This window comes from Microbacterium sp. W4I4 (assembly GCF_030816235.1).
Classification (GTDB): Bacteria; Actinomycetota; Actinomycetes; order Actinomycetales; family Microbacteriaceae; genus Microbacterium.
The window spans coordinates 3,455,618-3,479,215 of record NZ_JAUSXT010000001.1; the positions used below are offsets into that span (position 1 = coordinate 3,455,618).

General features: G+C 66.5%; 21 protein-coding genes and 1 tRNA gene. 16 read left to right on the forward strand and 6 right to left on the reverse strand.

Going from position 1 to position 23,598, the window contains the following annotated elements:
• Positions 1-41 precede the first annotated feature (41 nt).
• The 6 genes from QF046_RS16385 (at position 42) to QF046_RS16410 (ending at position 8,208) form a co-directional block, all read left to right on the forward strand.
• Complete coding sequence (locus QF046_RS16385) at positions 42-1,373, forward strand: ABC transporter substrate-binding protein (protein WP_307371858.1); 1,332 nt, start codon at positions 42-44, stop codon at positions 1,371-1,373.
• Positions 1,374-1,520: 147 nt separating this feature from the next.
• Positions 1,521-2,861: a carbohydrate ABC transporter permease gene (locus QF046_RS16390; protein ID WP_307371860.1), complete on the forward strand. Its 1,341-nt coding sequence runs from the start codon at positions 1,521-1,523 to the stop codon at positions 2,859-2,861.
• Positions 2,861-3,829: a carbohydrate ABC transporter permease gene (locus tag QF046_RS16395; RefSeq protein WP_307371862.1), complete on the forward strand. Its 969-nt coding sequence runs from the start codon at positions 2,861-2,863 to the stop codon at positions 3,827-3,829. Before QF046_RS16390 ends, QF046_RS16395 begins: the two co-directional genes overlap by 1 nt.
• 149 nt (positions 3,830-3,978) lie before the next feature.
• Positions 3,979-5,373: a cystathionine beta-synthase gene (locus QF046_RS16400; RefSeq protein ID WP_307371864.1), complete on the forward strand. Its 1,395-nt coding sequence runs from the start codon at positions 3,979-3,981 to the stop codon at positions 5,371-5,373.
• A 121-nt stretch (positions 5,374-5,494) separates the two neighbouring features.
• The gene (locus QF046_RS16405) at positions 5,495-6,652 is read left to right on the forward strand and encodes a cystathionine gamma-synthase (RefSeq protein ID WP_307371866.1); all 1,158 of its coding nucleotides are present in this window, start codon (positions 5,495-5,497) and stop codon (positions 6,650-6,652) included.
• A gap of 86 nt (positions 6,653-6,738) precedes the next feature.
• A complete protein-coding gene (locus QF046_RS16410) occupies positions 6,739-8,208 on the forward strand; it encodes a multidrug effflux MFS transporter (protein WP_307371869.1) in 1,470 nt (489 codons plus the stop codon).
• A gap of 18 nt (positions 8,209-8,226) precedes the next feature.
• Here QF046_RS16410 and QF046_RS16415 read toward each other — a convergent pair whose 3' ends face one another.
• A complete protein-coding gene (locus tag QF046_RS16415) occupies positions 8,227-8,562 on the reverse strand; it encodes a hypothetical protein (protein WP_307371871.1) in 336 nt (111 codons plus the stop codon).
• 62 nt (positions 8,563-8,624) lie between these two features.
• On the opposite strand from QF046_RS16415, the gene QF046_RS16420 reads away from it, so the two are divergent.
• Both QF046_RS16420 and QF046_RS16425 read left to right on the forward strand, forming a co-directional pair.
• A complete protein-coding gene (locus QF046_RS16420) occupies positions 8,625-9,275 on the forward strand; it encodes a phosphatase PAP2 family protein (RefSeq protein ID WP_307371873.1) in 651 nt (216 codons plus the stop codon).
• Positions 9,272-9,889 carry a GNAT family N-acetyltransferase gene (locus QF046_RS16425; RefSeq protein WP_307371875.1) on the forward strand — a complete coding sequence of 206 codons (618 nt, stop codon included), beginning with the start codon at positions 9,272-9,274 and terminating at the stop codon, positions 9,887-9,889. The genes QF046_RS16420 and QF046_RS16425 overlap by 4 nt, the downstream gene beginning before the upstream one ends.
• An 18-nt stretch (positions 9,890-9,907) precedes the next feature.
• On the opposite strand, the gene QF046_RS16430 is transcribed toward QF046_RS16425, so the two are convergent.
• From QF046_RS16430 to QF046_RS16440, 3 genes are all read right to left on the reverse strand, one after another.
• A complete protein-coding gene (locus QF046_RS16430; protein ID WP_307371877.1) occupies positions 9,908-11,287 on the reverse strand; it encodes an FAD-dependent oxidoreductase in 1,380 nt (459 codons plus the stop codon).
• Between the two features lie 72 nt (positions 11,288-11,359).
• Positions 11,360-11,447 (reverse strand) — tRNA-Ser (locus tag QF046_RS16435).
• Positions 11,448-11,510: 63 nt separating this feature from the next.
• On the reverse strand, positions 11,511-11,972 hold the full coding sequence (locus QF046_RS16440) for an Lrp/AsnC family transcriptional regulator (RefSeq protein ID WP_307371879.1): 462 nt from the start codon (positions 11,970-11,972) through the stop codon (positions 11,511-11,513).
• Positions 11,973-12,198: 226 nt separating this feature from the next.
• On the opposite strand from QF046_RS16440, the gene QF046_RS16445 reads away from it, so the two are divergent.
• The gene (locus tag QF046_RS16445; RefSeq protein WP_307371881.1) at positions 12,199-14,532 is read left to right on the forward strand and encodes a pyruvate dehydrogenase; all 2,334 of its coding nucleotides are present in this window, start codon (positions 12,199-12,201) and stop codon (positions 14,530-14,532) included.
• 20 nt (positions 14,533-14,552) lie between these two features.
• On the opposite strand, the gene QF046_RS16450 is transcribed toward QF046_RS16445, so the two are convergent.
• Together QF046_RS16450 and QF046_RS16455 are read right to left on the reverse strand one after the other, a co-directional pair.
• The gene (locus QF046_RS16450) at positions 14,553-15,230 is read right to left on the reverse strand and encodes a phosphoribosylanthranilate isomerase (protein WP_307371882.1); all 678 of its coding nucleotides are present in this window, start codon (positions 15,228-15,230) and stop codon (positions 14,553-14,555) included.
• A gap of 36 nt (positions 15,231-15,266) precedes the next feature.
• Entirely contained in the window at positions 15,267-16,124 is an 858-nt protein-coding gene (locus QF046_RS16455; protein ID WP_307371884.1) for a MurR/RpiR family transcriptional regulator, read from the reverse strand.
• 112 nt (positions 16,125-16,236) lie between these two features.
• Between QF046_RS16455 and QF046_RS16460 the strand changes: the two genes are divergently transcribed.
• From QF046_RS16460 to QF046_RS16490, 7 genes are read left to right on the forward strand one after another with little or no spacing between them, the layout of a single operon-like run.
• Positions 16,237-17,523: an ABC transporter substrate-binding protein gene (locus tag QF046_RS16460; protein WP_307371887.1), complete on the forward strand. Its 1,287-nt coding sequence runs from the start codon at positions 16,237-16,239 to the stop codon at positions 17,521-17,523.
• Between the two features lie 4 nt (positions 17,524-17,527).
• On the forward strand, positions 17,528-18,505 hold the full coding sequence (locus tag QF046_RS16465; RefSeq protein ID WP_307371888.1) for a carbohydrate ABC transporter permease: 978 nt from the start codon (positions 17,528-17,530) through the stop codon (positions 18,503-18,505).
• Positions 18,506-18,525: 20 nt separating this feature from the next.
• Positions 18,526-19,419 carry a carbohydrate ABC transporter permease gene (locus QF046_RS16470; protein ID WP_307371890.1) on the forward strand — a complete coding sequence of 298 codons (894 nt, stop codon included), beginning with the start codon at positions 18,526-18,528 and terminating at the stop codon, positions 19,417-19,419.
• Positions 19,420-19,469: 50 nt separating this feature from the next.
• Positions 19,470-20,660 (forward strand): PLP-dependent aspartate aminotransferase family protein, encoded by a 1,191-nt coding sequence (locus tag QF046_RS16475; protein ID WP_307371892.1) that lies wholly within the window; start codon positions 19,470-19,472, stop codon positions 20,658-20,660.
• A gap of 5 nt (positions 20,661-20,665) precedes the next feature.
• A complete protein-coding gene (locus tag QF046_RS16480) occupies positions 20,666-21,688 on the forward strand; it encodes a carbohydrate kinase family protein (RefSeq protein WP_307371894.1) in 1,023 nt (340 codons plus the stop codon).
• Complete coding sequence (locus QF046_RS16485) at positions 21,685-22,617, forward strand: nucleoside hydrolase (protein WP_307371896.1); 933 nt, start codon at positions 21,685-21,687, stop codon at positions 22,615-22,617. The genes QF046_RS16480 and QF046_RS16485 overlap by 4 nt, the downstream gene beginning before the upstream one ends.
• A 24-nt stretch (positions 22,618-22,641) precedes the next feature.
• Positions 22,642-23,529 carry a rhodanese-related sulfurtransferase gene (locus QF046_RS16490; protein ID WP_307371899.1) on the forward strand — a complete coding sequence of 296 codons (888 nt, stop codon included), beginning with the start codon at positions 22,642-22,644 and terminating at the stop codon, positions 23,527-23,529.
• Positions 23,530-23,598 lie beyond the last annotated feature (69 nt).

The window sequence follows — 23,598 nt, forward strand, 5'->3', positions numbered from 1 at the left end:
AGTCAATGAGGTCCGTGATCCACCCGAAGAGGAGAAAACACATGGCTCTGTCACAGCGATACCGCCTGCTTGCTCCCCTCGCCCTGGTCAGTGCGGCTGCGATCGCCCTGACCGGTTGTGCGGAGGCAGCGCCCGGCGGCGGAAACGGCGGTTCCGACGGCAAGTCGACCGTCCGCATCTCCGGCGGCATCACCGGCTCTGAGGCCACCGACCTCAACAAGTCGTTCGATCAGTTCACCAAGGACACCGGAATCAAGGTCGAGTACACCGGTGACAAGGGCTTCGAGGGCAACATCGTCACGAAGGTGACCGGTGGTGACGCCCCCGACATCGCGATCGTCCCGCAGCCCGGCCTGCTGAAGACGCTCGTCGAGACCGGCAAGGTCGAGGCAGCACCGGATGCCGTCTCGAAGGCGGTCGACGAGAACTGGTCGAAGGACTGGAAGAACTACGGCACGTTCGACGGCACCTTCTACTCGGCGCCGATGCTCGCGAACCTCAAGGGCTACATCTGGTACTCGCCGGCGAAGTTCAAGGAGTGGGGTGTCGAGGTTCCCAAGACCTGGGACGACATGATCGCGCTCACGGACACCATCAAGCAGAAGTCGAGTCAGGCGCCCTGGTGCGTCGGCTTCGCCTCCGGCGACGCGTCCGGCTGGCCGGGTACCGACTGGATCGAGGACCTCGTCCTGCGCCAGTCCGGCCCGGAGGTCTACGACAAGTGGGTCTCCGGCGACGTGAAGTTCACCGACCCCGAGATCAAGGACGCGTTCGACGCGGTCGGATCGATCATCCTGAACCCCGATTACGTCAACGCCGGCTTCGGTGACGTGAAGAGCATCAACTCCACGGCATTCGGCGACGTGGCGGCGAAGGTCGCCGACGGCACCTGCGCGCTGACCCACCAGGCCTCGTTCCTCTCGGCGAACTTCCTCGACGTGAAGAACGCCGCGGGCGAGACCCCGAAGGTCGCTCCCGACGGTGATGTCTACGCGTTCCTGATGCCGGGCATGAAGGAGGGCGAGTTGAGCGTCGAGGGTGGTGGCGAGTTCGTCGCCGGCTTCAACACCGACCCGTCCACGGTCAAGGTGCTCGAGTTCATGGCATCCCCCGAGTTCGCGGACGCTCGCGTCAAGCTCGGTGGTGTGCTCTCGGCCAACAAGAAGGCGGACTCGAGCCTCGCGTCGAGCCCGTTCCTCAAGGAGGCCATGGACATCATGCAGGCCGACAGCACGACCTTCCGCTTCGACGCATCCGACCTGATGCCGTCGACGGTCGGTTCGGGCTCGTTCTGGAAGGGCATGGTCGACTGGGTCGACGGCAAGTCCACCGACGAGGTTCTGAAGAACATCCAGGCCGGTTACGCGAACTGACCGGTAGCGCTAGTCTGAGCGCAACCTGCTGACAGGTGCGGGGTCGGGCCCTCGGCTCGACCCCGCACCCGCATCACCTCCCGGGCCGTGAACGCGGCGGCCCGGCTGTTCCGGCCGCGTCCGGTGCTGTATCCAGAAGGGGACCCCATGTCGCAAGTGATCGTCGAAGAAGTCGAGACGACCGAACTGCCGCAGACCAGGCACGGCGCCGATCCGAAGGGCCGCGCACTGACGCGCATCCTGGTGACCGTCGGATTCGTGCTGATCGCGGCCCTGCTCTTCCTGCTGATCTTCTCCGCACCCGTCGAGAACCCGGCCCGTATCGCACTCGGGCCGGTCTCGCTGAACACGTTCTTCATGTGGCTCGGCAACATGCATCCGTTGCTGCAGATCCCCGTGGTCCTCATCGCCTTCGGCATCGTCGTGGCCATCGTGCTGGTGCTCATCGAGTACGCACCGCGCCCGGGCAAGGGCTACTTCATCATGCGCCTGGTCGCCTGCCTGGTGATCCCGGTGCTCGCCTTCCTGCTGCTGCGGCCGTACTCCAACGCGGTGCTGTACGTGGTCGGGATCGCACTGCTCTCCGGAGCGCTGCTGTTCTTCGCGGACTACCGCTCCCGCCAGGGTGCCGGCTACCTCTTCCAGCTCATCCTGTTCATGGCCCCTGCCACGATCATGCTGCTGCTCGGCCTGATCTACCCGGCCATCGCGACCTTCGTGAAGTCCTTCTTCGACAAGACCGGCACCGACTTCGTCGGCTTCGAGAACTACTTCTGGGTGTTCACGAACCCGGTGGGCACGTCATCCGTCGTCAACACGCTCATCTGGGCGCTGCTGGCGCCGACGATCTCGGTGGCCTTCGGCCTCGCCTACGCCGTCTTCATCGACAAGGCGCGCGGCGAGAAAGTCCTCAAGGTGCTCGTCTTCATGCCAGTGGCGATCTCGTTCGTCGGCGCGGGCATCATCTGGAAGTTCATGTACGACTACCGGCAGGGCGACCAGCTGGGTCTGCTGAACGCCCTCGTGACGATGTTCGGCGGTGACCCGGTCAACTGGCTGGCGGTCAAGCCGCTGATCAACACCTTCATGCTGCTGATCGTGTTCATCTGGACGCAGACCGGCTTCGCGATGGTGATCCTGTCCGCCGCGATCAAGGCCGTCCCCGCCGAGCAGATCGAGGCCGCAGAGCTCGACGGCACGAACGCCTGGCAGCGGTTCACGAACGTGACCGTCCCCGGCATCCGCTCCTCGCTGATCGTGGTCCTCACGACCATCACGATCATGTCGCTGAAGGTCTACGACATCGTCGCGGTGATGACCGGCGGACGCGATGACACCACCGTGCTCGGCTTCGAGATGGTCAACCAGCAGCAGCGCTTCCAGAGTTACGGACACTCCTCGGCCCTGGCCGTGGTGCTGTTCATCTTCGTGCTGCCCCTGATCATCTACAACGCCCGATCGCTGACCAAGCAGAGGGAGATCCGCTGATGAGCGCCACCGAAGCCATCGTGAGAGACACCCGGACCAAGGGCCAGGTCGCGCGCGACACGCGCCGCACCGAGGCCATCGCGCACAAGAAGCTCACGTCCCGCGGCGCGACCATCGCCGCGGTGATCATCGCCTTCTTCTGGACGATCCCCACCTTCGGACTGTTCGTGACCTCGTTCCGCCCCGGTGCGGACACGCAGTCGACCGGTTGGTGGACCGCGTTCACCGACCCGCAGTTCACCCTGGACAACTACGTGCAGGCGCTCACCGCCGGTGGCACCTCCACCACGCTGGCCGTCGCATTCGTCAACTCGCTGGCGATCACCATCCCCGCCACCGTCTTCCCGATCGTGCTCGCGTCGCTGGCCGCCTATGCGTTCGCGTGGATCGACTTCAAGGGTCGCAACCTGCTGTTCGTGTTCGTGTTCGCGCTGCAGATCGTGCCGCTGCAGATGGCCCTGGTGCCGTTGCTGAGCCTGTTCTCCAGCGGTCTGACGATCGGCGATGTGACGGTCTTCCCCGGCTTCACGCTGAACGATCTGGATTACAGCTTCGCGCGTGTGTGGATCGCCCACGCGATCTTCGCGCTGCCGTTGGCGACGTTCATGCTGCACAACTTCATCGCCGAGATCCCCGGTGACATCATCGAGGCGGCTCGAGTGGACGGCGCCGGCCACGGCCAGGTGTTCTTCCGCATCATCCTGCCGCTGGCGATGCCGGCGATCGCGTCGTTCGGCATCTTCCAGTTCCTGTGGGTGTGGAACGACCTGCTGGTCGCGACGATCTTCGCCTCGCCAGGAGCGCTGCCGATCACCCAGGCGCTGAACTCGCTGTCGGGTACCTGGGGCAACAAGTGGTTCCTGCAGTCCGCGGGTACGTTCATCTCGATCATCGTGCCGCTGATCGTGTTCTTCGCACTGCAGCGCTTCTTCGTCCGCGGCCTGCTGGCGGGCGCCACGAAGGGCTGACACGTCAGCACCCGTCTGTATGGCGCAAACCGCCCCTGAATCGCCGATTCAGGGGCGGTTTGCGCCATATAGCGGGGCACGGCTGAAACACTCTGCTTCATCGTGAAACAGAGCCGGCATCCGGCATCCGTGCATCTAGCCTGAGACCCATGCGCTTCGCGGAGAACATCGTCGACCTGATCGGCGACACGCCCCTCGTCAGACTCACCCGCGTGACCGAGGGCATCGCGTGCACCGTGCTCGTCAAACTCGAGTACCTGAACCCGGGCGGCTCCGCCAAGGACCGCATCGCGAGCCGCATCATCGACGCGGCCGAGGCATCCGGTGCGCTGCAGCCGGGCGGCACGATCGTCGAGCCGACCAGCGGCAACACCGGCGTGGGGCTGGCATTGGTCGCCCAGCAGCGCGGCTACCGCTGCGTGTTCGTCGTGCCCGACAAGGTCGGCGAGGACAAGATCGACGTGCTGCGCGCGTACGGCGCCGAGGTGGTCATCACCCCGACATCCGTTCCCGCAGACAGCCCCGAGTCGTATTACAGCGTCAGCGACCGGCTGGCCCGTGAGATCCCCGGCGCGTTCAAGCCGAACCAGTACGAGAACCCGAACGGGCCGCGCAGTCACTACGAGACCACCGGGCCGGAGATCTGGCGCGACACCGACGGTCGCCTCACGCACTTCGTCGCGGGCGTGGGCACGGGCGGCACGATCACCGGCACCGGCCGCTTCCTGCGCGAAGCGTCGGAAGACCGCGTGCGCGTGATCGGCGTCGACCCCGAGGGCAGCGTCTACAGCGGTGGAACCGGGCGTCCGTACCTGGTGGAGGGCGTCGGCGAGGACATCTGGCCCGGCGCGTACGACCCGCAGGTGCCGCACGAGATCATCGCGGTGACGGATGCCGAGGCCTTCGCGATGACGCGGCGACTGGCGCGCGAGGAGGGCATCCTCGTCGGGGGCTCCAGCGGCATGGCCGTGGTGGGCGCGCTGCGGGCCGCCCGCGACCTGCCAGCGGATGCCGTCATGGTGGTGCTGCTGCCGGACGGCGGTCGTGGCTATCTGGGCAAGATCTTCAACGACGCCTGGATGCGCTCCTACGGCTTCAGCGACGTGGAGGCCGAGGAGACCGTCGCCGACGTCCTCGCCGCCCGCGACACGATCATCAGGCAGAAGCAGCAGACCGGGCGCGCGATCCCCGCGCTGGTGCACACCCACCCCGACGAGACCGTGCTGGAGGCGATCGGCATCATGGCCGAGTACGCGGTGTCGCAGCTGGTGGTGCTCAGCGCAGAGCCGCCGGTGATGATGGGCGAGGTGACCGGCGCAGTCGACGAGAAGGGCCTGCTCGACCTGCTGTTCCGCGGCGAGGCGCAGCCGAGCGACCCGGTCCGCGCGCACACGGGGGAGCGGCTGCCGCTGATCGGCATCCACGACTCCGTCGCCCAGGCGCGCGCCGCGCTCGCCGAGGCCGACGCGCTGCTGGTCACGGTGGACGGCCGCCCGCACACCGTGCTCACCCGTCAGGACCTGATCGGCTACCTCGCGCACTGACCACGCCCCGCTGCAGGGTCTCGGAGCGTAACAGGATGCCGATTGCCGTCCGCGCCCGGCGTACGGTGGACGCACCGCCGCACCACCCGTGCTGCACCACTGTCGAACCCCGAGGAGTGTCATGACCGACCGCGCCTTCGCCACCCGCGCCATCCATGCAGGTCAGGCCGCCGACCCGACCACCGGGGCCATCATCCCGCCGATCTATCAGGCGTCCACGCACGTGCAGGACGGCATCGGCGGTTTCCGCGGCGGGTACGAGTACAACCGCGCCGGCAACCCGACCCGCTCCTCACTGGAGACTCAGCTGGCGGCGCTGGAGGGCGGCGCGACCGCGCTGTCGTTCTCGTCGGGCCTCGCCGCCGAGGACGCGCTGCTGCGCGGCATCCTGCGCCCCGGCGATCACGTGCTGCTCGGCAACGACGTGTACGGCGGCACCTACCGGCTGCTGACGAAGGTGCTCGCGCCCTGGGGGATCGAGACGACCACGGTCGAGCTGCAGGATCCGGATGCCGTCCGTCAGGCGCTGCGTCCACAGACGAAGGTCATCTGGCTGGAGACGCCCAGCAACCCGCTGCTGAAGATCGTCGACATCGCCGCGGTCGCCGAGATCGCGCACGTCGCCGGTGCAGCGCTCGTCGTCGACAACACCTTCGCCTCGCCGGCTCTGCAGCAGCCCCTGGCGCTCGGCGCCGACGTGGTCGTGCACTCCACGACCAAGTACCTGGGTGGTCACTCCGACGTGCTCGGCGGCGCCGTGGTGCTGGCCGATGACCGTTTCGCGGAGGCCGTGAAGTTCCAGCAGTTCGCGGTCGGTGCGGTGTCCGCCCCACTGGACGCCTGGCTCACCACCCGGGGCATCAAGACGCTCGCCGTGCGTGTGCGCCAGCACAGCGAGAACGCCCAGGCCATCGCCGAATGGGCGGCAGGGCGGCCGGAGTTCGCCACGGTGTACTACCCGGGTTTGGCCTCGCATCCCGGTCACGAGATCGCCGCGCGTCAGATGAGCGGATTCGGCGGGATGCTGTCGCTCGGCCTCGCCGCGGGCCCCGCGGCCGCGCGTGCGCTCGCCGAGTCGACCTCGCTGTTCCAGCTCGCCGAGTCGCTCGGTGGTGTGGAGTCTCTGATCGGCTACCCGCCGGAGATGACGCACGCCTCGGTTCGCGGAACCGCGCTCGCCGTGCCCGAGAACGTGGTGCGCCTGTCGGTGGGCATCGAAGACGTCTCCGACCTGATCGCCGACCTCGAAGAGGGCCTCGCCCGCGTCGCCCGCTCCTAAGTCTCGCGGGCCTCCGCAACCGGCCCCCCTCGTGAGAAACCACTTCCGTCACGAGAAACCACGTGTGCGCGTGCGTCTCATGCGGAATGTGGTTTCTCGACGGGTGTGCGGCGGGCGGGAGCGATCCCCCCGGGGCGAGTAGCATGGGAGACTTCTCCCGCGTCGAATCGTTTCGGCGCAGCATCCGCCCCTCTCCGCGAAAGCGCCCTGTGACCGACGAACGCACTCCCACCGGCAGCATCCGCGCGATCACCGGCACGATCCGCACCTCCACGCCCACCGGCGCCATCCGCACCCTGGGTGCGGACCCCGCGACGGCCCCGATCGTCCTGCACCCCGGCGACGCGATCTCCAACGCGCGCCGCGTGCTGTACATCATCGTGCTGGGGGCGCTCACCGCGCTCGGACCGTTCACGATCGACCTGTACCTGCCGGCCTTCCCGCAGCTCGAGGAGGACTTCGCGACCTCGGCCGCGATGATCCAGCTGACCCTCACCGGTACGATGATCGGGTTCGCGCTCGGCCAGCTCGTCGTCGGACCGCTCAGCGACAAGGTCGGACGCCGGGTGCCGCTGATCGTCGTCACCGCGCTGCATGTGCTGGCCAGCATCGCCGCCGCCCTCGCCCCCGATCTGCTCCTGCTGGGAGCGTCACGCGTCGTCATGGGCGTGGGCGCCGCCGCGGGCGGTGTCGTGGCGATGGCGATCGTGCGCGACCTGTTCGGCGGCAAGCGTCTGGTGGTCATGCTGTCGCGCCTCGCGCTGGTCTCGGGCGTCGCACCTGTGGTCGCCCCGATCGCCGGCTCCGCGCTGCTGGTGGTCATGCCCTGGCGGGGCATCTTCGTCGTGCTCGCCGCCTACGGCCTGATCATGCTCATCGCGGCATCCACGCTGATCCCCGAGACGCTGCCCAGGGCGCGCCGTCAGGATCGCGGATCGAGCACCGTGCTGCAGCGCTACCGCAGCGTGTTCTCCGACCGGGTGTTCGTCGGCGTGCTCGTCATCGGCGGCATGACCTTCTCGGGCCTGTTCTCGTACCTCTCGGCGTCACCGTTCCTGTTCCAGCAGACGCACGGTCTGGACCCGCAGCAGTACGGGCTGCTGTTCGCGGCGAACTCCCTCGGCGTGGTCGGCGGCGTGCAGGCGGCGTCGCGTCTCGCCGCGCGCTTCGGGCCGCAGTGGGTGATGGCCTTCTCCACCGGGATGCTGCTGATCTCGGGCGCCGCGATCATCGTCTGTGACCAGGCGGGCGCAGGCTTCTGGGGCACGGTCATCCCGCTGTGGCTGTTCATGACCGCGTGCGGTTTCACGTTCCCGTGCGTGCAGGTGCTCGCGCTCGACCGGCACGGCAAGGCGGCCGGCACGGCGGCATCCGTGCTCGGCGCCTGCAACAACGGCATCGCGGCCGTCATCTCTCCCGCCGTCGGTCTGATCTCGGCTGGGTCCGGGATCACCGCGACGACCATGGCGATCGTGATGGTCGGCTGCGCGGTGATCGCGATCCTGGCGCTGTGGCTGATCGTGCGTCCGCGCACGGTGGCGATGCTCGCCCCTTGAGTCCGGTGGCGGGACCACTCACCCCATCAGGGTGAGCAGCACGTGCGAGGCCTCGAGCGCCTCCAGCTCGTGCGGTTCAGAGGCGGCGACCTGAATGGTCCCTCCCGCGGTCAGGTCGTACTCGACGCCGGCGACGCGGAACAGGATGCGCCCGGCGATGACGCTCACGAGGATCGGCACCGGTGCCTTGTGCTCGCGCAGTACGCTGCCGGCATCCATCACGAGCGTGCGGATCTTGAACCCGTCGCCGTCGAGGGTGCGGTGCGGGCGCACGCGCCCCTCCTCGACCGGATGGGCGGCGACGAGGTCTGCCGCGGAAGCCGCGAGCAGCAGATGCGAAGTGGCGAAGCTCATGGCCTGAGCGTATCCCCGGCCGCGTTCAGGGCGGGCCGCGGGACGCCAGGCAGAATGGGACGATGACCCGAACTCGGATGCTGATCTCCGGCGGCGCACTGCTGGTGGCCGCCGTCGTTCTGGGCTGGGTGGTCGTCGTCCTCTTCGGCGGTGCGGTCGACGGGCTGGACCCCAGCTGGAACCGGCTGATGGGCGAGATCAGGCAGCCCTGGATGCTGACGATCGCGTACGCGCTGAACGTCATCGGCGGCGGGTGGGTCGCGACTCTCCTCGTGCCGTTGTCGATCCTCGGGATGCTGGTGGCGCTGAAGCGCTGGAGGGCGGCCGTCTACGCCGCCGTGACCTTCGTGGTCAGCGTCGGCCTGACGCAGCTCGTCAAGGAGATCTTCGGGCGCGCCAGACCGGAGGATCTTCTCGTGCCCTCGGACTTCGGATCCTTCCCCTCGGGGCACACGGCGCACGCGGCGACCATCGCGCTGGTGCTCATCCTGGTCTTCCGCCGGCGGTGGATCGTGATCGCCGGCATCATCTGGACACTCGCGATGGCACTGTCCCGTACGATCCTCAGCGTGCACTGGCTCACCGACACGATCGGCGGGATGCTGATCGGCGCTGGTGCCGCCTTGCTCGTGGCCGGGATGATGGGGGAGTGGGCGCTGCTCCCCGCGTACGAGAACACCCGGGTCGCATCGAACACCAAGGAGCAGTCATGACCGAGACCGGCGCAACCCGCATCCGCCCCTACCGCCCTTCCGATCGCGAGGCGATGTACGAAGTCTGCGTGCGGACGGCCGACGCCGGAGCGGACGCGACGGGAGTGTTCGACGACGACCGGCTGTGGGGCGACATCTTCGCCGTGCCCTACGTGGAGCGGCATCCCGATCTCGCCTGGGTGGTGGAATCGCCCGACGGCCGCACGATCGGTTACATCGTCTCGACCGACGACACCGAGGCCTTCGAGACGTGGTTCCGCGACGAGTGGTGGCCGGGCGTGGCAGACCGCTACCCGCTGTCGGGGAACGCCGAGCCGACCCGTCAGGACGGCATCATCGACTACGCGAGCAGGCGCGCCCCGGGGCGTGAGCAGCATGTGGCGCACTACCCCGCGCACCTGCACATCGACCTGCTGCCCGAGACGCAGGGACAGGGACTCGGACGACGTCTGATCGAGACGCTGTTCGCCGAGCTCCGGCGCCGCGGCGTGCCCGGCCTGCATCTCGGCATGAATCCGGAGAACGCCGGCGCCGGTGCGTTCTACGAGCGGATCGGGATGCAACAGCTGGAGTCGGGGCCGGACAGCACCATGTACGGGATGCTGTTCGACTGATCCTGCTCGGGCTCCTGCTCAGGCCTCCAGCGGACGGGGTGCGGCGAGCACCTCGTTGAGCGCCTCGGTGCTCGACGGGTGCGTCCAGATGCTGTCGCGCAACTCGGTCGCCGTCACGTCATGGCGCATCGCGAGGGCGATGAGGTTGATGACCTCCTGCGCGTCGATCGAGAACACCACGGCTCCGAGGATCAGGTCGGTGTCGGCATCGATGAGCACCTTGATCAGTCCGTGGGTCTCCCCGACGATCTTCGGGCGCGGCATCGCGGCGATGTCGATGATGGCCTTGGATGCGACGAGTACACGTCGACCGCTCGCGCGCGCTTGGGCCTCGTTCATGCCGACGCGGCCGAGGGGAGGGGTGAGGAAGACCGTGTACGGCACCGCCGTGCGGTCGTCAGTCGTGCGTGCGCCCGAGCCGTTCAGCTGGTCCATCACGATCCGGTTGTCGTCCAGCGAGATGTAGGTGAACTGCGGTCCGCCGTTGACGTCGCCCACGGCGAAGATGTGCGGCACCGAGGTGCGCAGCCGGTCATCCACGACGACGTAGCCGCGCTCGTCGACCGCCACGCCCGCGGTGTCGAGTCCGAGCTCGGCAGTGACCGGATGCCGGCCGACGGCCACCAGCACGGCATCCGTCTCGAGCGTCCGGGCCCCGCCGCCGACGGCGAGTTCCACGGTCGTGGTTCCGGACTCGTCACGGATGCTGCGCACATCGCCGCCGAGGATGAGCTGCACTCCGGACTCCTCGAGCAGCGAGCGGGCGGCATCCGCCACATCGCGGTCCTCGTTGCGCATGAACGTGTCACCGTGGTCGATGATCGTGACCCGGGAGCCGAACTTCGAGAACATGCCCGCGAACTCCAGGCCGACGTAGCCGCCGCCGACGATGACGAGCCGCTCGGGGAGCGGATCGACGTGCTGGATCGTGGTCGAATCGAACGCCCGCGAGCCGTCGACCGGGAAGCGGGGTTCGGCAGGAGCCGTCCCGGTGTTGATGATGATGGTCTCCGCGTGCATGGTGAGCGTGTCGTCGCCGGCGGTGACCTGCACGTCGTGCGCACCGGTGAACCGGGCGCGGCCGTCGATGAGGGTGACGGTGTCGACTTCGGCGAGCATCGCGTGATTGCGGGCGCGCAGCTTCTCGGTCAGGGCGTCGCGACCGGCGACCGCGGCGGTGAACCAGGCCTGCGGGTCGTCCTCGGGCCGCCGCTGGGAGGCGCTGTGCACGAGGTCCTTCGTCGGGATGCAGGCGATGTTGATGCAGCTGCCGCCGTACATGGCGTTCGACTGCTCCACGAGGGCGACCGATCGGCCGTTGCGTCCGAGCGCTCCGGCGAGGGTCTTGCCGCCCTTGCCCCACCCGATGACGAGCACGTCCACATCGATGTCAGCCATGAGGGAAACTCTAGGCGGGTGTCATACGGAAATGGTCCGAGCCCCGGGACTTCGTCTCAGGGCTCGGACCAATGGCGGTGACGGAGGGATTCGAACCCTCGGTTGCTTGCACAACACACGCTTTCCAAGCGTGCTCCTTCGGCCGCTCGGACACGTCACCAGGAACAACCTGTCCATCCTATCCGATGGCGTGAGCTCCGATGAACAACGCCTGAGTCGAGGGTCACAGCAGCTGCTCCACCCGGTAGGGGACCATCTCGCGCATGACCAGGCCGGTCGTGGTGCGCTTGACGCCGTCGACGTCGAGGATGCGACCCGCGATGCGGTAGAGGTCGTCGGCGTCTCGGGCGACGACGCGGATCAATAGATCGGTGATACCTGACAGGCCGAGCACTTCGACGACCTCCGGGATAGCGGCGAGCGATTCCCCGACGCGGTCGAGCTTGCGCTGAGTCACGCTGGTGACGACATAGGCGCTCAGCTGATAGCCGAGCGCACCGGGATCGATGCGTCGCTGGAAGGAGCGCAACGTGCCGTCCTCGTCGTACCGGACGAGACGGGCGCGCACGGTGTTCCTGGCCAGGCCGGTCGCTTCAGCCAGCGCGAGGGTGGTGGTGCCAGGGCTGCGGATGAGTTCGCGGAGCAGGTTGCGGTCGGTTCGATCGGCCAGGCGGTTGCGTGCCACTGTGATCAGGTCCTGTCGTTGTTGAAACGTGAATTTGCGCGTTCTGCTTGATCTTGATGCTGTCTATTGTGCACCACGGGTGATCTTGATCGAATGGCGGAACCATCTGCTTCTTTCCGGCCAGCTCCCGGGGTAACCCGACTCGGGAGCGTCCGCGCCCCACAAGGGTCGGAACGCGATGAGGAACGGCGAAGCTGCCGCGCCTCGAATTCAAGGAATCCGCCATATGTCTTTCGCCATCGCCCCCGCAGCATTCACTGGGCCGCCCACGTCCGATCTCGCCGCGCTCGCCACAATCGAGCGGCGGGTGCTGTGGCTCGCGACGTCGATGATCCACCACGCGAACCGCGTTCGTTCCAGCTCCTCGGGACTGAAGGTCGGCGGACATCAGGCATCGAGCGCGTCCATAGCGACGATCATGACGGCACTGTGGTTCGAGCAGCTGCGCGCCGAAGACCGTGTATCGGTCAAACCTCATGCATCGCCTGTGCTGCACGCCATCAACTACCTGCTCGGCGAGATCGGCGAGGAGCACATGACCACGCTGCGCGGGTTCGGCGGAGTACAGAGCTACCCGAGCCGGTCGAAGGATCCCGACACCGTCGACTACTCCACGGGTTCCGTGGGCATCGGCGCCACGGCTCCGATCTGGGGCGCGATCTCGCGTCGCTATGCATCGTCGGTCTCCGGAACACCGTCGTACGGACGCCAGTACTCCCTGGTCGGCGATGCCGAGCTCGATGAGGGGGCAGTCTGGGAGGCTGTGCTCGACCCGCACGTGCCGGACCTCGGCGAACTCGTCTGGATCATCGACCTCAACCGCCAGTCGCTCGACCGAGTCGTGCCGAACATCGCGGCGGGAAAGATCGAGCGGATGTTCGGCGCTGCCGGTTGGCAGGTCATCACCGTTCCGTTCGGCGGGCAGCTCGAGGAGCTGTTCCGTCGCCCGGGCGGCGAGGCACTGCGCGCCCGCATCCTCGACATGCCCAACGCCGAATTCCAGCGTCTGCTGCGCTGCCGGGCGGATGAGCTGCGGCAGCGGTTGCCAGGAGCGGATACCGCCGCATCCAGCATCCGCTCTCTTCTCGACGCCATCGGCGACGGCGAGCTCGTGAGCACGATCCGCAACCTCGGCGGGCACGACCTGGCAGCGCTCCGCGCAGCCTTCGCGCAGATCGACGACACCCGCCCGACTGTGATCATCGCGTACACGATCAAGGGCAAGGGTCTGCCGACGGCGGGCCATCCGCAGAACCACTCCTCTCTGCTGACCTTCGAGCAGTACGACCAGCTGGCAGACGAGCTGGGTATGGATCCTGCCGCACCGTGGGCGCGCTTCGACCCGGACTCCTCTGAGGGGCGGCTGTGCGCGGAGGCGGCCGAGCGGTTGCGGCGGGACCCGGTGGTAGACGTGACTCCGCCGCCGGTTCCCACCGATTTCTGCCGTACCCCCTCGGGAACCGGCACGACCCAGGCCGCTCTCGGCCGGGTGCTGCTGGATCTGACCCGATCCGCACCTGAGGTCGCTCGACGGATTGTGACCGCGAGTCCCGATGTCTCCAGCAGCACGAATCTGGCGGGGTGGTTGAACAAGGCTGGTGTCTGGTCTACCAGCGACCGTCAGAACTGGTTCGCCGATGACCCCGAGACGATCATGCACTGGCGCGAGCGGCCGAGCGGCCAGCACATCGAGCTGGGCATCGCCGAGGTCAATCTTGTGAGCCTCATCAGCGAACTCGGAACCACGTGGAGTCGCTGGGGTCAGCCGCTGTTCCCGATCGGCGTGCTGTACGACCCATTCGTGGAGCGAGCGCTGGAGCCCTGGTCGTACGGCATGTACGCAGGCGGTCAGTCGATCCTCATCGGCACTCCCTCAGGGGTATCGCTGGCCGCTGAGGGTGGCGCGCACCAATCGATCAAGACGCCGTCGATCGGCCTGGAGCAGCCTGAGTGCATCAGCTTCGAGCCCGCCTTCATGCAGGAAGTCGAATGGATGCTGTTGGCGGCCATGTCGCAGATGGCCCGCCCCGGCGGCAAGTCCGCCTACCTGCGTCTGTCGACCAAGCCGGTGGACCAGGCGCTTGCCGCGATCCCCACCGACCCGGCCGCGCGGGAGCGCAGGCGCCGTCAGGTCGTCGCAGGCGGTTACCGGCTGCGCAGCGCGGAACGCCCTGACGCGACGATCATCATGATGGGCGCGATGGCTCCGGATGCCCTGGAGGCAGCCGACCGCCTCGCCACGCTCGGTGTGGACGCTGACGTCGTCTGCGTGACCAGCCCCGGATTGCTGTTCGAAGCTGTGCAGGCGCGAGGCGGCCGGGGCGAGGGGAGTGACTGGATCCTCGACCAGGTGCTTCCGGCAGACCGCGCACGCCCCATGGTGACCGTACTCGACGGGCATCCGCACGCGCTCGCGTTCCTCGCCGGAAGGCACGGCGTCCCCGCGCTCCACCTCGGTGTCAGCCGGTTCGGGCAGTCCGGCGACCTCGCCGACGTCTATCGGCATCACGGCATCGATGCGGACAGCATCGTGCGCGCGGTGCTCGATGTGACGGGTTGAGGCGAGTCGCCGGTACGCGTTCAGATCGCGGGTACTTCTACGGCGCTGCGAACGAATGCGGCGACCGCGTCGAGATCCTTCTCGAATCGCCCATCGCCGAGAGGGCGATTCGTGCGGGTGAGGGAGTCGACACCCCATGGCCGCACGGCAACGATGGAGTCCGCGACATTGTCGGCCGACAGGCCCCCCGCGAGAACGACGGGGATGCCAACGCTGGCGACGATCTCAGCGCTGCGTGACCAGTCGTGCGTGATGCCCGCGGCACCGACTCCCTGCACGTCGGTCGTGTACGAGTCCAGGATGAGATAGTCGGCGACGGCAGCGTATTCGATTGCCATCGCGAGGTCGCCCTCGGCGCCGACCGCGATGGCCTGCATGATCTCCATGCCCTCGGGCAGCATGCCGCGAAGTATGCGGACGGCGTCGGGGCCGACCGCACCGATCTCTCCGCACAGGTGCAGGATGTCAGGATGGACGGTCGCTGCCATCCGAGCGATCTCCTCGAGCTCCGTCTCCACGCTGAGTGCGACGGAACGCGCGCGTCCACGCAGTGCCGCGACCGCTTCAGCAGCAACTTCTTCGCTGATCTGACCGGGTAGGCCGACGGTGGTCGGGGTGAGGCCGACATGATCCACTCCTCGTTCGGCCAGAGCGACGGCTTCGGCAGCGGACTGGGCGGTGTAGATCTGCACGATCATGGATGACTCCTCGTTGTTCGGGAAGCGGGCGAGCGCTCAGAACGAGCTCTCGACGATGGATTGGCCGGCGAGCTGCTCTTTGCTCAGCACGTCGGCGAGATGGCGGTGGCTGTAGGCGACGCAGAGTGCGTCGAGCAGGGTGAGCTGGCACAGTCGGGCTGCGATCGGTTCGTTGCGCGTCTCGTGCGAGACGCTCTGCAGTGTGAGATCGGAGACTTTGGCGAGATGCGACTCGCGGTTTCCCGTCACGGCCAGCACTTTCGCACCGACATTCCGGGCGTGCTCGGCCATGCCGACGACGGAACGGGTCTCGCCGGAGTACGAGATGGCGACGACAAGATCGTTCGGCCCGAGTAGGGCTGCGTGGATGTTCTGCACCTGCGAATCCTGGGGAGCATCGCAACTGATGCCGAGTCGACGACAGCGCTGATAGAACGATTGGCCGACCACACCAGATGTGCCGACGCCGCCGACGAGCACGCTGCGGGCATTCTCCAGCAGGTGGAGAGCGGCGGCGAAGCCATCCGGGTCGAGAACATTCGCGGTGTCCTGCAACGAGAGTGAGGCTCGTGCGAACACCTTGCGCGCGATCGTCATCGAATCGTCGCCGTCGGCGATGTCGTCGTGTATGAGCTGCATCGGGGTGGCGAGGTCGCGTGCCAGCGCGAGCTTCAGATCGGTGTATCCGGCGAACCCGGCGCTGCGGCACATGCGCAGGACCGTCGTGTCGCTGACGCTGCATGCCTGGGCAACGTCGACCATCGACGCCTCGAGCAGATGTTCAGGACGAGTGAGGATCCAGTTCGCGACCCGCTGCTCCGTTGTGGACAGGCCGGGAAGTGCTGCGCGCAGGCGCGTGAGTGCTCCAGCCTTGTCCTGGGATGCCGTATGCATGCTTCCTCTGCTCCGATCGACTCTGACCCTGAGAAATGTGGTGCTACCACAGCCTGTGTGACCAGTATATAGTGATACCACTTTCCCGACAGTGTCGTCCGAAGGAGTCACCATGAACATCCACGTCCGTAGAGCCGCCATCGCGGCGCTCGCAGTGGGAACCCTCGCGCTGTCCGGCTGCGTCGGCGCTTCGTCGGAGCCATCGGTCGGCGGTGACGAAGAAGCCCTCACGATCTGGCATGCCTACGCCGGTCAGGACGACAAGGTCGAGTTCATGAAGTGGGCGTTGGAGGGCTTCAAGAAGGAGCATCCTGACGCGAAGATCAAAGAGGTCTCTGCCGAGCAGTCCTCGTACAAGACGAAGCTGCAGACGGCGATGTCGACCGGCGATGTGCCTGACGTCTTCTACACGCTCCCCGGCGGATTCCTCGATGCATTCGTGAAGAGCGGTCAGGTTGCAGCGTTGGACGACGAACTTGCGAAAGAAGGCTGGGGTGACGCGTTCATCGACGCATCGATGGACTCGGTGAGCTTCGACGGATCGACATACGCGGTGCCGATCGATATCGACGCCGCTGTGGTCTGGTACAACAAGGCGCTCTTCGACGACAAGGGCTGGGACGCACCGACAACATGGGATGAGTTTCTGACGCTCAACGAAGAGATCGCGGCCGACAGCATCGTCCCCGTTGCGCTGGGCAACAAGGACAGCTGGCCCGCCACCTTCTGGTTCCAATACGGCCAGATGCGCACCGCAGGCAGCGGCCAGGTCACCGACTTCCTCAATGGCGACGGCGACATCTCGTTCGGACCCGAGGGCGCCGAGATGCTGCAGACGCTGGCCGAGAAGGACCTCCTTCCCACTGGGGCCAACGGCATGTCCGACCAGGAGGCCAACCTGCTCTTCCTGAACGGCCAGGCCGCCATGGTGCTCAACGGCACCTGGCAGATCGGGATGTCGGTCGATGCACCGGACGGTTTCGAACTCGGCTACTTCCCGTTCCCGACCGTCACGGGTGGGGCGGGTGACCAGTCCGACACGCTTGCCGGCGTCGCCGCAGCGTTCGCGATGTCCGAGAAGGCCAAGGACAAGCCGCTCGCCGTCGAGTTCCTGCGCTACATGACCAGTCCTGACGTCATGAAGAAGTACGTCGAGATTCGCAAGACGATGGTGACGCTGAAGGGTGCGACGACGCCGGATGTGGCTGGTCCGGTGCTCTCGGGCATCGTGTCCGACATCATCGAGCCGTCCGCACACCTTGACGCGTTCTACGACACGGCACTGCCGCCGAAGGCGACCACCATCTACTACTCGACCCTGCAGGGACTCATCGAAGGGTCGGTGGACGCTCAGCAGGCCGTCGACGCGATCAACGCAGCCATCAACGCCGGAGAGTAGCACCGTGCAGAATCACGTCCGATCCGATGGGTCGCTCGCCGTGGGCGCCCCATCGGATCGAGCTCGGCGGCATGGATTACATCGCGCCAAGCGACGCGAATCCCTCATTGCCGTCTGCTTTCTCCTGCCAGCGCTGGCATTCCTGGCACTGTTCGTCGCCTATCCGCTCGTCAACGCAGGGACGCTCTCGTTCTTCAAGTGGGACGGGTTCTCACCACGCGAGTGGATCGGGCTGGGCAACTTCCTTCGCCTCGCAGAAGACGGAGTGTTCTGGTCTTCTCTGAAGAACAACGTCCTGATCGCTCTCGCCGCGATCGTGTTCCAGGTGGCGCTCGGAATGGTCATCGCCTACTGGCTGGTGCGGGTGATCCCACGGTTCAAGCGCGCCGCGATGTTCCTGTACGTCATCCCCGTCGTCATCAGCGAGATCTGCATCGGCCTGCTCTGGCAGTTCGTGTACAACCCCTACTTCGGGCTCCTCAACGGGCTGCTGCGTCTGATCGGTCTCGACGATCTCGCACAGGGCTGGCTGGGTGACAAGAACTTCGCCATGCCCGCGGTTCTGGTCGTGATGAACCTGACGTACCTGGGCCTCTACATCCTGCTGTTCGTCGCCGCATTCCAAGACGTCGACGAGTCGGTGTACGAAGCGGCTGCTCTGGATGGAGCCGGACACTTCCGCACCTTCTTCGGAATCAGCGTGCCGATGATCTTCTCCAACGTGCAGGCCACAGTGCTCCTGGCCGTGGTCACGTCGTTCAAGACGTTCTCGCTCGTGTTCGTCATGACACGCGGGGGCCCGAGCAATGCGACGGACGTCGTCTCCACTTACCTGTTCAAGACCGGGTTCGGCAACTTCGAGGCGGGCTACGCCTCGGCCATCGGCATCGCCCAGTTGGTCTTGACCGTCATCGTCGGCGTCTTCGTCCTCACGGCGACGCGACCACGTCAGCCTCGCAGGGGCAGGGAGGTCCTGCGATGAGTCAGGCGACGATGAGTGTTGTGCTCGCAGATGATGCGAAGCGGTCATCCCGGCGACCGCGCCGGCAGGAACGCGAACAGCTGCCACCGACGCGCCTCGGATGGGGAACGCTCACCGTGCTGGCGGTGCTCGGCCTGCACCTGGTCATCGTGCTGTTCCCATTCGTGTGGATGCTGTACAGCTCGTTCAAGACCAACAAGGAGTTCCAGCAGTCGGTGTGGTCATTGCCGTCGGGCCTGCTTTGGGACAACTACGCCGCCGCGCTCGTCGACGGCTCCCTCGCCCTGTACGCGTGGAACTCTCTACTGGTCACGCTCGCCTCCGTCATCATCACCGTGGCCATCGCGACGGCGGCAGGTTACGCGTTCGTCGTCTACCGCACGAAATGGATGCCGGCGGTCGAGCTGATCATGCTCGTGGCGATGGCGATCCCCGCCTACATCGCCCTGGTACCACTGGTCGCGATCATTCGAGAACTGGGGCTCCTGGACACACTGCCAGGGGTGATCCTCCCGACCGTCGCCTTCAACCTGCCTATCTCCGTCCTGATCATGCGCGGCTTCTTCTCCACCGTGCCGCGCGACCTGATCGAAGCCGCCCGCATCGATGGCGCCTCGGAGTTGGCCGTGTTCGCTCGAGTGATGGTGCCGATCGCCAAACCGGCGATGTTCACGACGGGCATCGTGAATGTCATCTGGGTCTGGAACGATTTCCTCTTCCCGCTGGTGATACTGAACAGCCCCGAGAACAAGACGCTCCCTCTGGGCCTGACCGACTTCGTCGGAGAGCGCACGACGAACTACCCTGTGCTGCTCGCGGCGATCCTTCTGGCTGCGCTCGGCTCCTTCCTCGTGTATCTGGTGTTCCAGCGCCACGTCATCGGCGGCCTCACCAGCGGTGCACTCAAGCAATGAAATCTCCGGCGAACGCCGGATCCTCACCCGTCAAACCGAAAGGGAGATCTGTGGACAATCAGCAGGAACTCAGCCTCGCAAGCCGTGCAGTGTTCTACTCGCCCGAGGAGAGCACACAGTCGATCAGCTATCCGATCTTCATGTCGGCCAATTATCAGTACGATGGCGACGCCTACGACCGGGTGGTTGACGGCGCTCGCCGCGAGGTGAACATCTACAGCCGCTGCGGCAACCCGAACGAGTACAAGCTCGACGATCAGATGGCGCTCATCGCCGGCGCCACCGATGCCCTGGCCGTGGCATCCGGTATGGCCGCAGTGTCGCACACGGTCCTGGGGCTGTTGCGCGTCGGAGACCACATCGTCGTGGATCTGACCACTTACAGCTCGACCCACGAGTTCTTCGATCACCGCATCCAGGATTTCGGCATCGAGGTGACCTTCGTCGATGCCACCGACGTCGACGCGGTGCGTGCGGCGATCCGTGCCGAGACGAAGGCGGTCTACGTCGAGACGATCGCGAATCCGACCATGAAGGTAGCGCCGTTGCGGGCGATCGCCGGGATCGCGCACGAGCGCGGCATCGTCGTGATCTGCGACAACACCTTCGCCAGCCCCATCGTGTGCCGACCGCACGAGCACGGTGTGGACATCGTGCTGGAGAGCGCGACGAAGTTCATCGGCGGACACAACGACGCCGTCGGCGGAATCATCAGCATCAACTCTGAGATCCTGCCGGCAGACTGGCTGGAGCAGATCCGCTGGAATACGCTCACCAAGCTCGGCGGAGCACTCTCGCCGTTCAACGCCTGGCTGCTGCTGCGTGGGATCCAGACTCTGCCCCTGCGTGTGGAACGGATGACGGAGAACGCAGGGGCCTTCGTCGAGTGGCTGACTGCGAACCCGAAGGTCAAGCGCGTCTACTACCCCGGACACCCGTCGCACCCGCAATACGAGGCGGCCCGCGAGCAGCTTGACTCTCCCGGTGCGATGCTGGCGTTCAGCGTCGACACTGAAGAGCAGGCGGCGCAGGTGTGCAAGAGCCTGAAGCTCGCTTCTTTCGCCGCGAGCCTCGGTGGGGTGCGCACGGTCACGCAGCTTCCTGCGACGATGGCGTTCCTCGACATCCCGGAAGACGAACGGCAGCAGATGGGCGTCACTCCGGGCATGATTCGCGTGTCCGTCGGCATCGAGAACATCAACGACCTGATCGCAGACTTCGCTCAGGCGCTCGGAGACTGAGATCCGTGGAAGTCGGTGACGTCGAGCAGGGCAGTGAAGACCGGAGGTTCGAGGTTCTGCTGCTCGGCGACCTCAACATCGACCTGCACCTCGACATCCCCGCCTATCCGGAGCCAGGCGGAGACGGTGTGGCGTCGCGGCAGCGTATGGGATTCGGCGGATCGGCGGCCAACACCGCTGTCATGCTCGCACGCTTGGGTGTCCGAGCGGCCATGCTCGCCTGCGTCGGGGACGACGAATGGGGCGCGCAGGCGATCCACGGGCTGACCGCCGTGGGCGTGGACACGCGTCTTGTTCAGCGCAGCAGCACTGAGCCGACCTCGCTCAACGTCATCACGGTGACACCCGACGGTGAGCGGACGATGTTCGCCTACCGCGGGGCGAGTGCCGAGCTGAAGAGTGCTGACGTCCCGCCTGATCTGTGCGGTGCCTCGCACGTGCACATCTCGGGCTATGCGCTGCTGGCTGATCCGCAGAGGGCTGCCGCCGAAGCCGCCGCGGCTTCTGCGCACCGGGCGGGGAGGACGGTGTCGCTGGATGTGCCGGTCGACCCTGTCGCGGCCGTGCCAGATGTGCTGCGCGCCTTCCTGGCGAACGTCGATGTCGTGGCCATCGGCACGAAAGAGGCTCGGCAGCTCACGGGTGAGGCGACGGACGAGCAGGCCGCGGCAGCGATCGCCGGCTACGGACCGTCGACGGTGGCGCTGACCAGCGGCGCGTCGGGATCACTGCTGCTCACCGTCGACGGATTCGTCCGGGCCCCGGTGCCCGAGGTTCGCGCCATCGACACGACAGGGGCGGGCGATTCGTTCAGCGCAGGTCTCATCTTCGGGTTCCTTCGGGGATTCGAGGAGCCGAGTTGGACTGCGGCGATGGCCAACGCATGCGGCGCGGCCGCGGTCGGGGTGCCGGGTGCAGGTGCCGGGCTTCCGAGCCTGGACGGCATCCTGACCGCGGTCGCCGCTCTGCCGGCGGGGCTGCGGCACGAACTCATGAGTGCCGTGCGGGCAGAGGGCGGTGCGGCATGAGCACGCCGATCATCCTGGATTGCGATCCAGGGCACGACGATGTGTTCGCCATCTGGCTCGCGGCGGCGCACCCGAACATCGAGCTGCGAGCGATCACCACAGTGGGCGGCAATGGGCAGCTGATCCACACGACGCAGAACGCCCGGATCGCTTGTACGGTCGCGGGTATCGGCGACGTGCTCATCGCGGCCGGAGCCGCATCGCCCCTCAACGGCGAGTTGCATCCGGCTGACTGGATCCACGGGGCGAACGCGCTCGGTGGCCCGGATCTCCCGAGCCCCAGCGTGGCGTTGGACGCGAGAAGCGCCCTCGACCTGATGACAGACGTCATCGAGGGCTCCGGCGAATCGGTCACGATCGTCGCCACCGGGCCGCTCACGAATATCGGGGAGTTGGCTCGCGATCGTCCAGACGTGCTCGCCAAGGTCGAGCGGGTGATCTGGATGGGAGGCTCGACAGGACGTGGCAACGCGACACCGTATGCCGAGTTCAACGCATGGACGGACCCCGAAGCGATTCAGCTGGTGCTGGACAGCGGCATCGACTTCACTATGGTGGGCCTGAACATCTCCCACCAGGCATTGATCACCGATGGGGTGCGGAAGCAGATCAGCGCGATCGGCACGAACACAGCCGCGTTCGGACGCGAACTGCTGGACTTCTTCTGCGCCACATACGACGCCGCCGAGGAAATGCCCGACGCCCCGCTTCATGACCCGATCACGATCGCGCTTCTCGCGGACCCGTCAGTCGTCACAACCGTGCGATCCCGGCTGGATGTCGAACTGCTCGGCACCGAGACGCGCGGTGCGACGAGCGTCGATCTGCACGGCATTCTCAATCGACCTGACAACGCCACGATTGCACTGGAACTGGATGTGGATCGGTTCTGGCGGATGATCCTGGATGCGGTTGCCGCGCTCGCCTGAGCGACTTCCGCCTAGAATCTCCTGGTGCCCACCCCCAAGATCGTGCTGTTCTACGCGTTCGCGCCGCTCGCGGATCCGGATGCGATCCGACTGTGGCAACGCGACCTCGGCGAGGCGCTGAAGCTGCGCGGACGCATCCTCATCTCCGAGCACGGCATCAACGGCACCCTCGGCGGCGAACTGCCCGCCGTGAAGAAGTGGCTCCGGCGGTTCCGCGAGTACCCGGCGTTCAAGACCGCCGACGTCAAGTGGAGCGAGGGCACCGGCATCGATGACGACGGGTACAGCGTCGACTTCCCCAAGCTCAGCGTCAAGGTGCGCGACGAGATCGTCTCGTTCGGAGCGCCGGGGGAGCTGGCGGTCGATGAGCACGGCGTCGTCGGCGGGGGAGAGCGACTGAGCCCCGAGCAGCTGCACGAGCTGATGGCCGAGCGCGGCGACGAGGTGGTCTTCTTCGACGGTCGCAACGCCCTGGAGGCCGCCATCGGCCGGTTCCGCAACGCGGTCGTGCCCGACACCGAGACCACGCGCGACTTCGTCCGGCTGCTGGATGACGGCGCCTACGACGACCTGAAGGGCAAGCCGGTCGTCACGTATTGCACCGGCGGCATCCGCTGCGAGGTGCTGTCCAGCCTGATGGTCTCCCGCGGCTTCGGAGAGGTGTACCAGCTCGACGGCGGCATCGCCCGCTACGGCGAGCAGTACGGCGACGACGGACTGTGGGAGGGCTCGCTGTACGTGTTCGACAAGCGCGGCTCCGTCGACTTCTCCGACCACACCGCCGTCATCGGCGAATGCGTCGGATGCGGGGCAGCAACCAACCGCACCGCGAACTGCACCGATGCCTCGTGCACGCGCCAGTTCGTCGTGTGCACGGACTGCGACGCCGTGCCCTGCCCCGAGCACGCCTGACCCCAGCGGCCTCAGAGCTCGTCTATATGGCGCGGAACGCCCTGAATTCGACGTCTCAGGGGCGTTATG

Bases quoted from the DNA above. Each gene is read 5' to 3' on its own strand.
- QF046_RS16385 (WP_307371858.1), top strand. From the start codon at position 42: ATGGCTCTGTCACAGCGATACCGCCTGCTTGCTCCCCTCGCCCTGGTC.
- QF046_RS16455 (WP_307371884.1), bottom strand. From the start codon at position 16,124: ATGCATACGGCATCCCAGGACAAGGCTGGAGCACTCACGCGCCTGCGC.
- QF046_RS16400 (WP_307371864.1), top strand. From the start codon at position 3,979: ATGCGCTTCGCGGAGAACATCGTCGACCTGATCGGCGACACGCCCCTC.
- QF046_RS16460 (WP_307371887.1), top strand. From the start codon at position 16,237: ATGAACATCCACGTCCGTAGAGCCGCCATCGCGGCGCTCGCAGTGGGA.
- QF046_RS16415 (WP_307371871.1), bottom strand. From the start codon at position 8,562: ATGAGCTTCGCCACTTCGCATCTGCTGCTCGCGGCTTCCGCGGCAGAC.
- QF046_RS16405 (WP_307371866.1), top strand. From the start codon at position 5,495: ATGACCGACCGCGCCTTCGCCACCCGCGCCATCCATGCAGGTCAGGCC.
- QF046_RS16450 (WP_307371882.1), bottom strand. From the start codon at position 15,230: ATGATCGTGCAGATCTACACCGCCCAGTCCGCTGCCGAAGCCGTCGCT.
- QF046_RS16445 (WP_307371881.1), top strand. From the start codon at position 12,199: ATGTCTTTCGCCATCGCCCCCGCAGCATTCACTGGGCCGCCCACGTCC.
- QF046_RS16420 (WP_307371873.1), top strand. From the start codon at position 8,625: ATGACCCGAACTCGGATGCTGATCTCCGGCGGCGCACTGCTGGTGGCC.
- QF046_RS16430 (WP_307371877.1), bottom strand. From the start codon at position 11,287: ATGGCTGACATCGATGTGGACGTGCTCGTCATCGGGTGGGGCAAGGGC.
- QF046_RS16425 (WP_307371875.1), top strand. From the start codon at position 9,272: ATGACCGAGACCGGCGCAACCCGCATCCGCCCCTACCGCCCTTCCGAT.
- QF046_RS16485 (WP_307371896.1), top strand. From the start codon at position 21,685: ATGAGCACGCCGATCATCCTGGATTGCGATCCAGGGCACGACGATGTG.
- QF046_RS16395 (WP_307371862.1), top strand. From the start codon at position 2,861: ATGAGCGCCACCGAAGCCATCGTGAGAGACACCCGGACCAAGGGCCAG.
- QF046_RS16390 (WP_307371860.1), top strand. From the start codon at position 1,521: ATGTCGCAAGTGATCGTCGAAGAAGTCGAGACGACCGAACTGCCGCAG.
- QF046_RS16410 (WP_307371869.1), top strand. From the start codon at position 6,739: ATGTGGTTTCTCGACGGGTGTGCGGCGGGCGGGAGCGATCCCCCCGGG.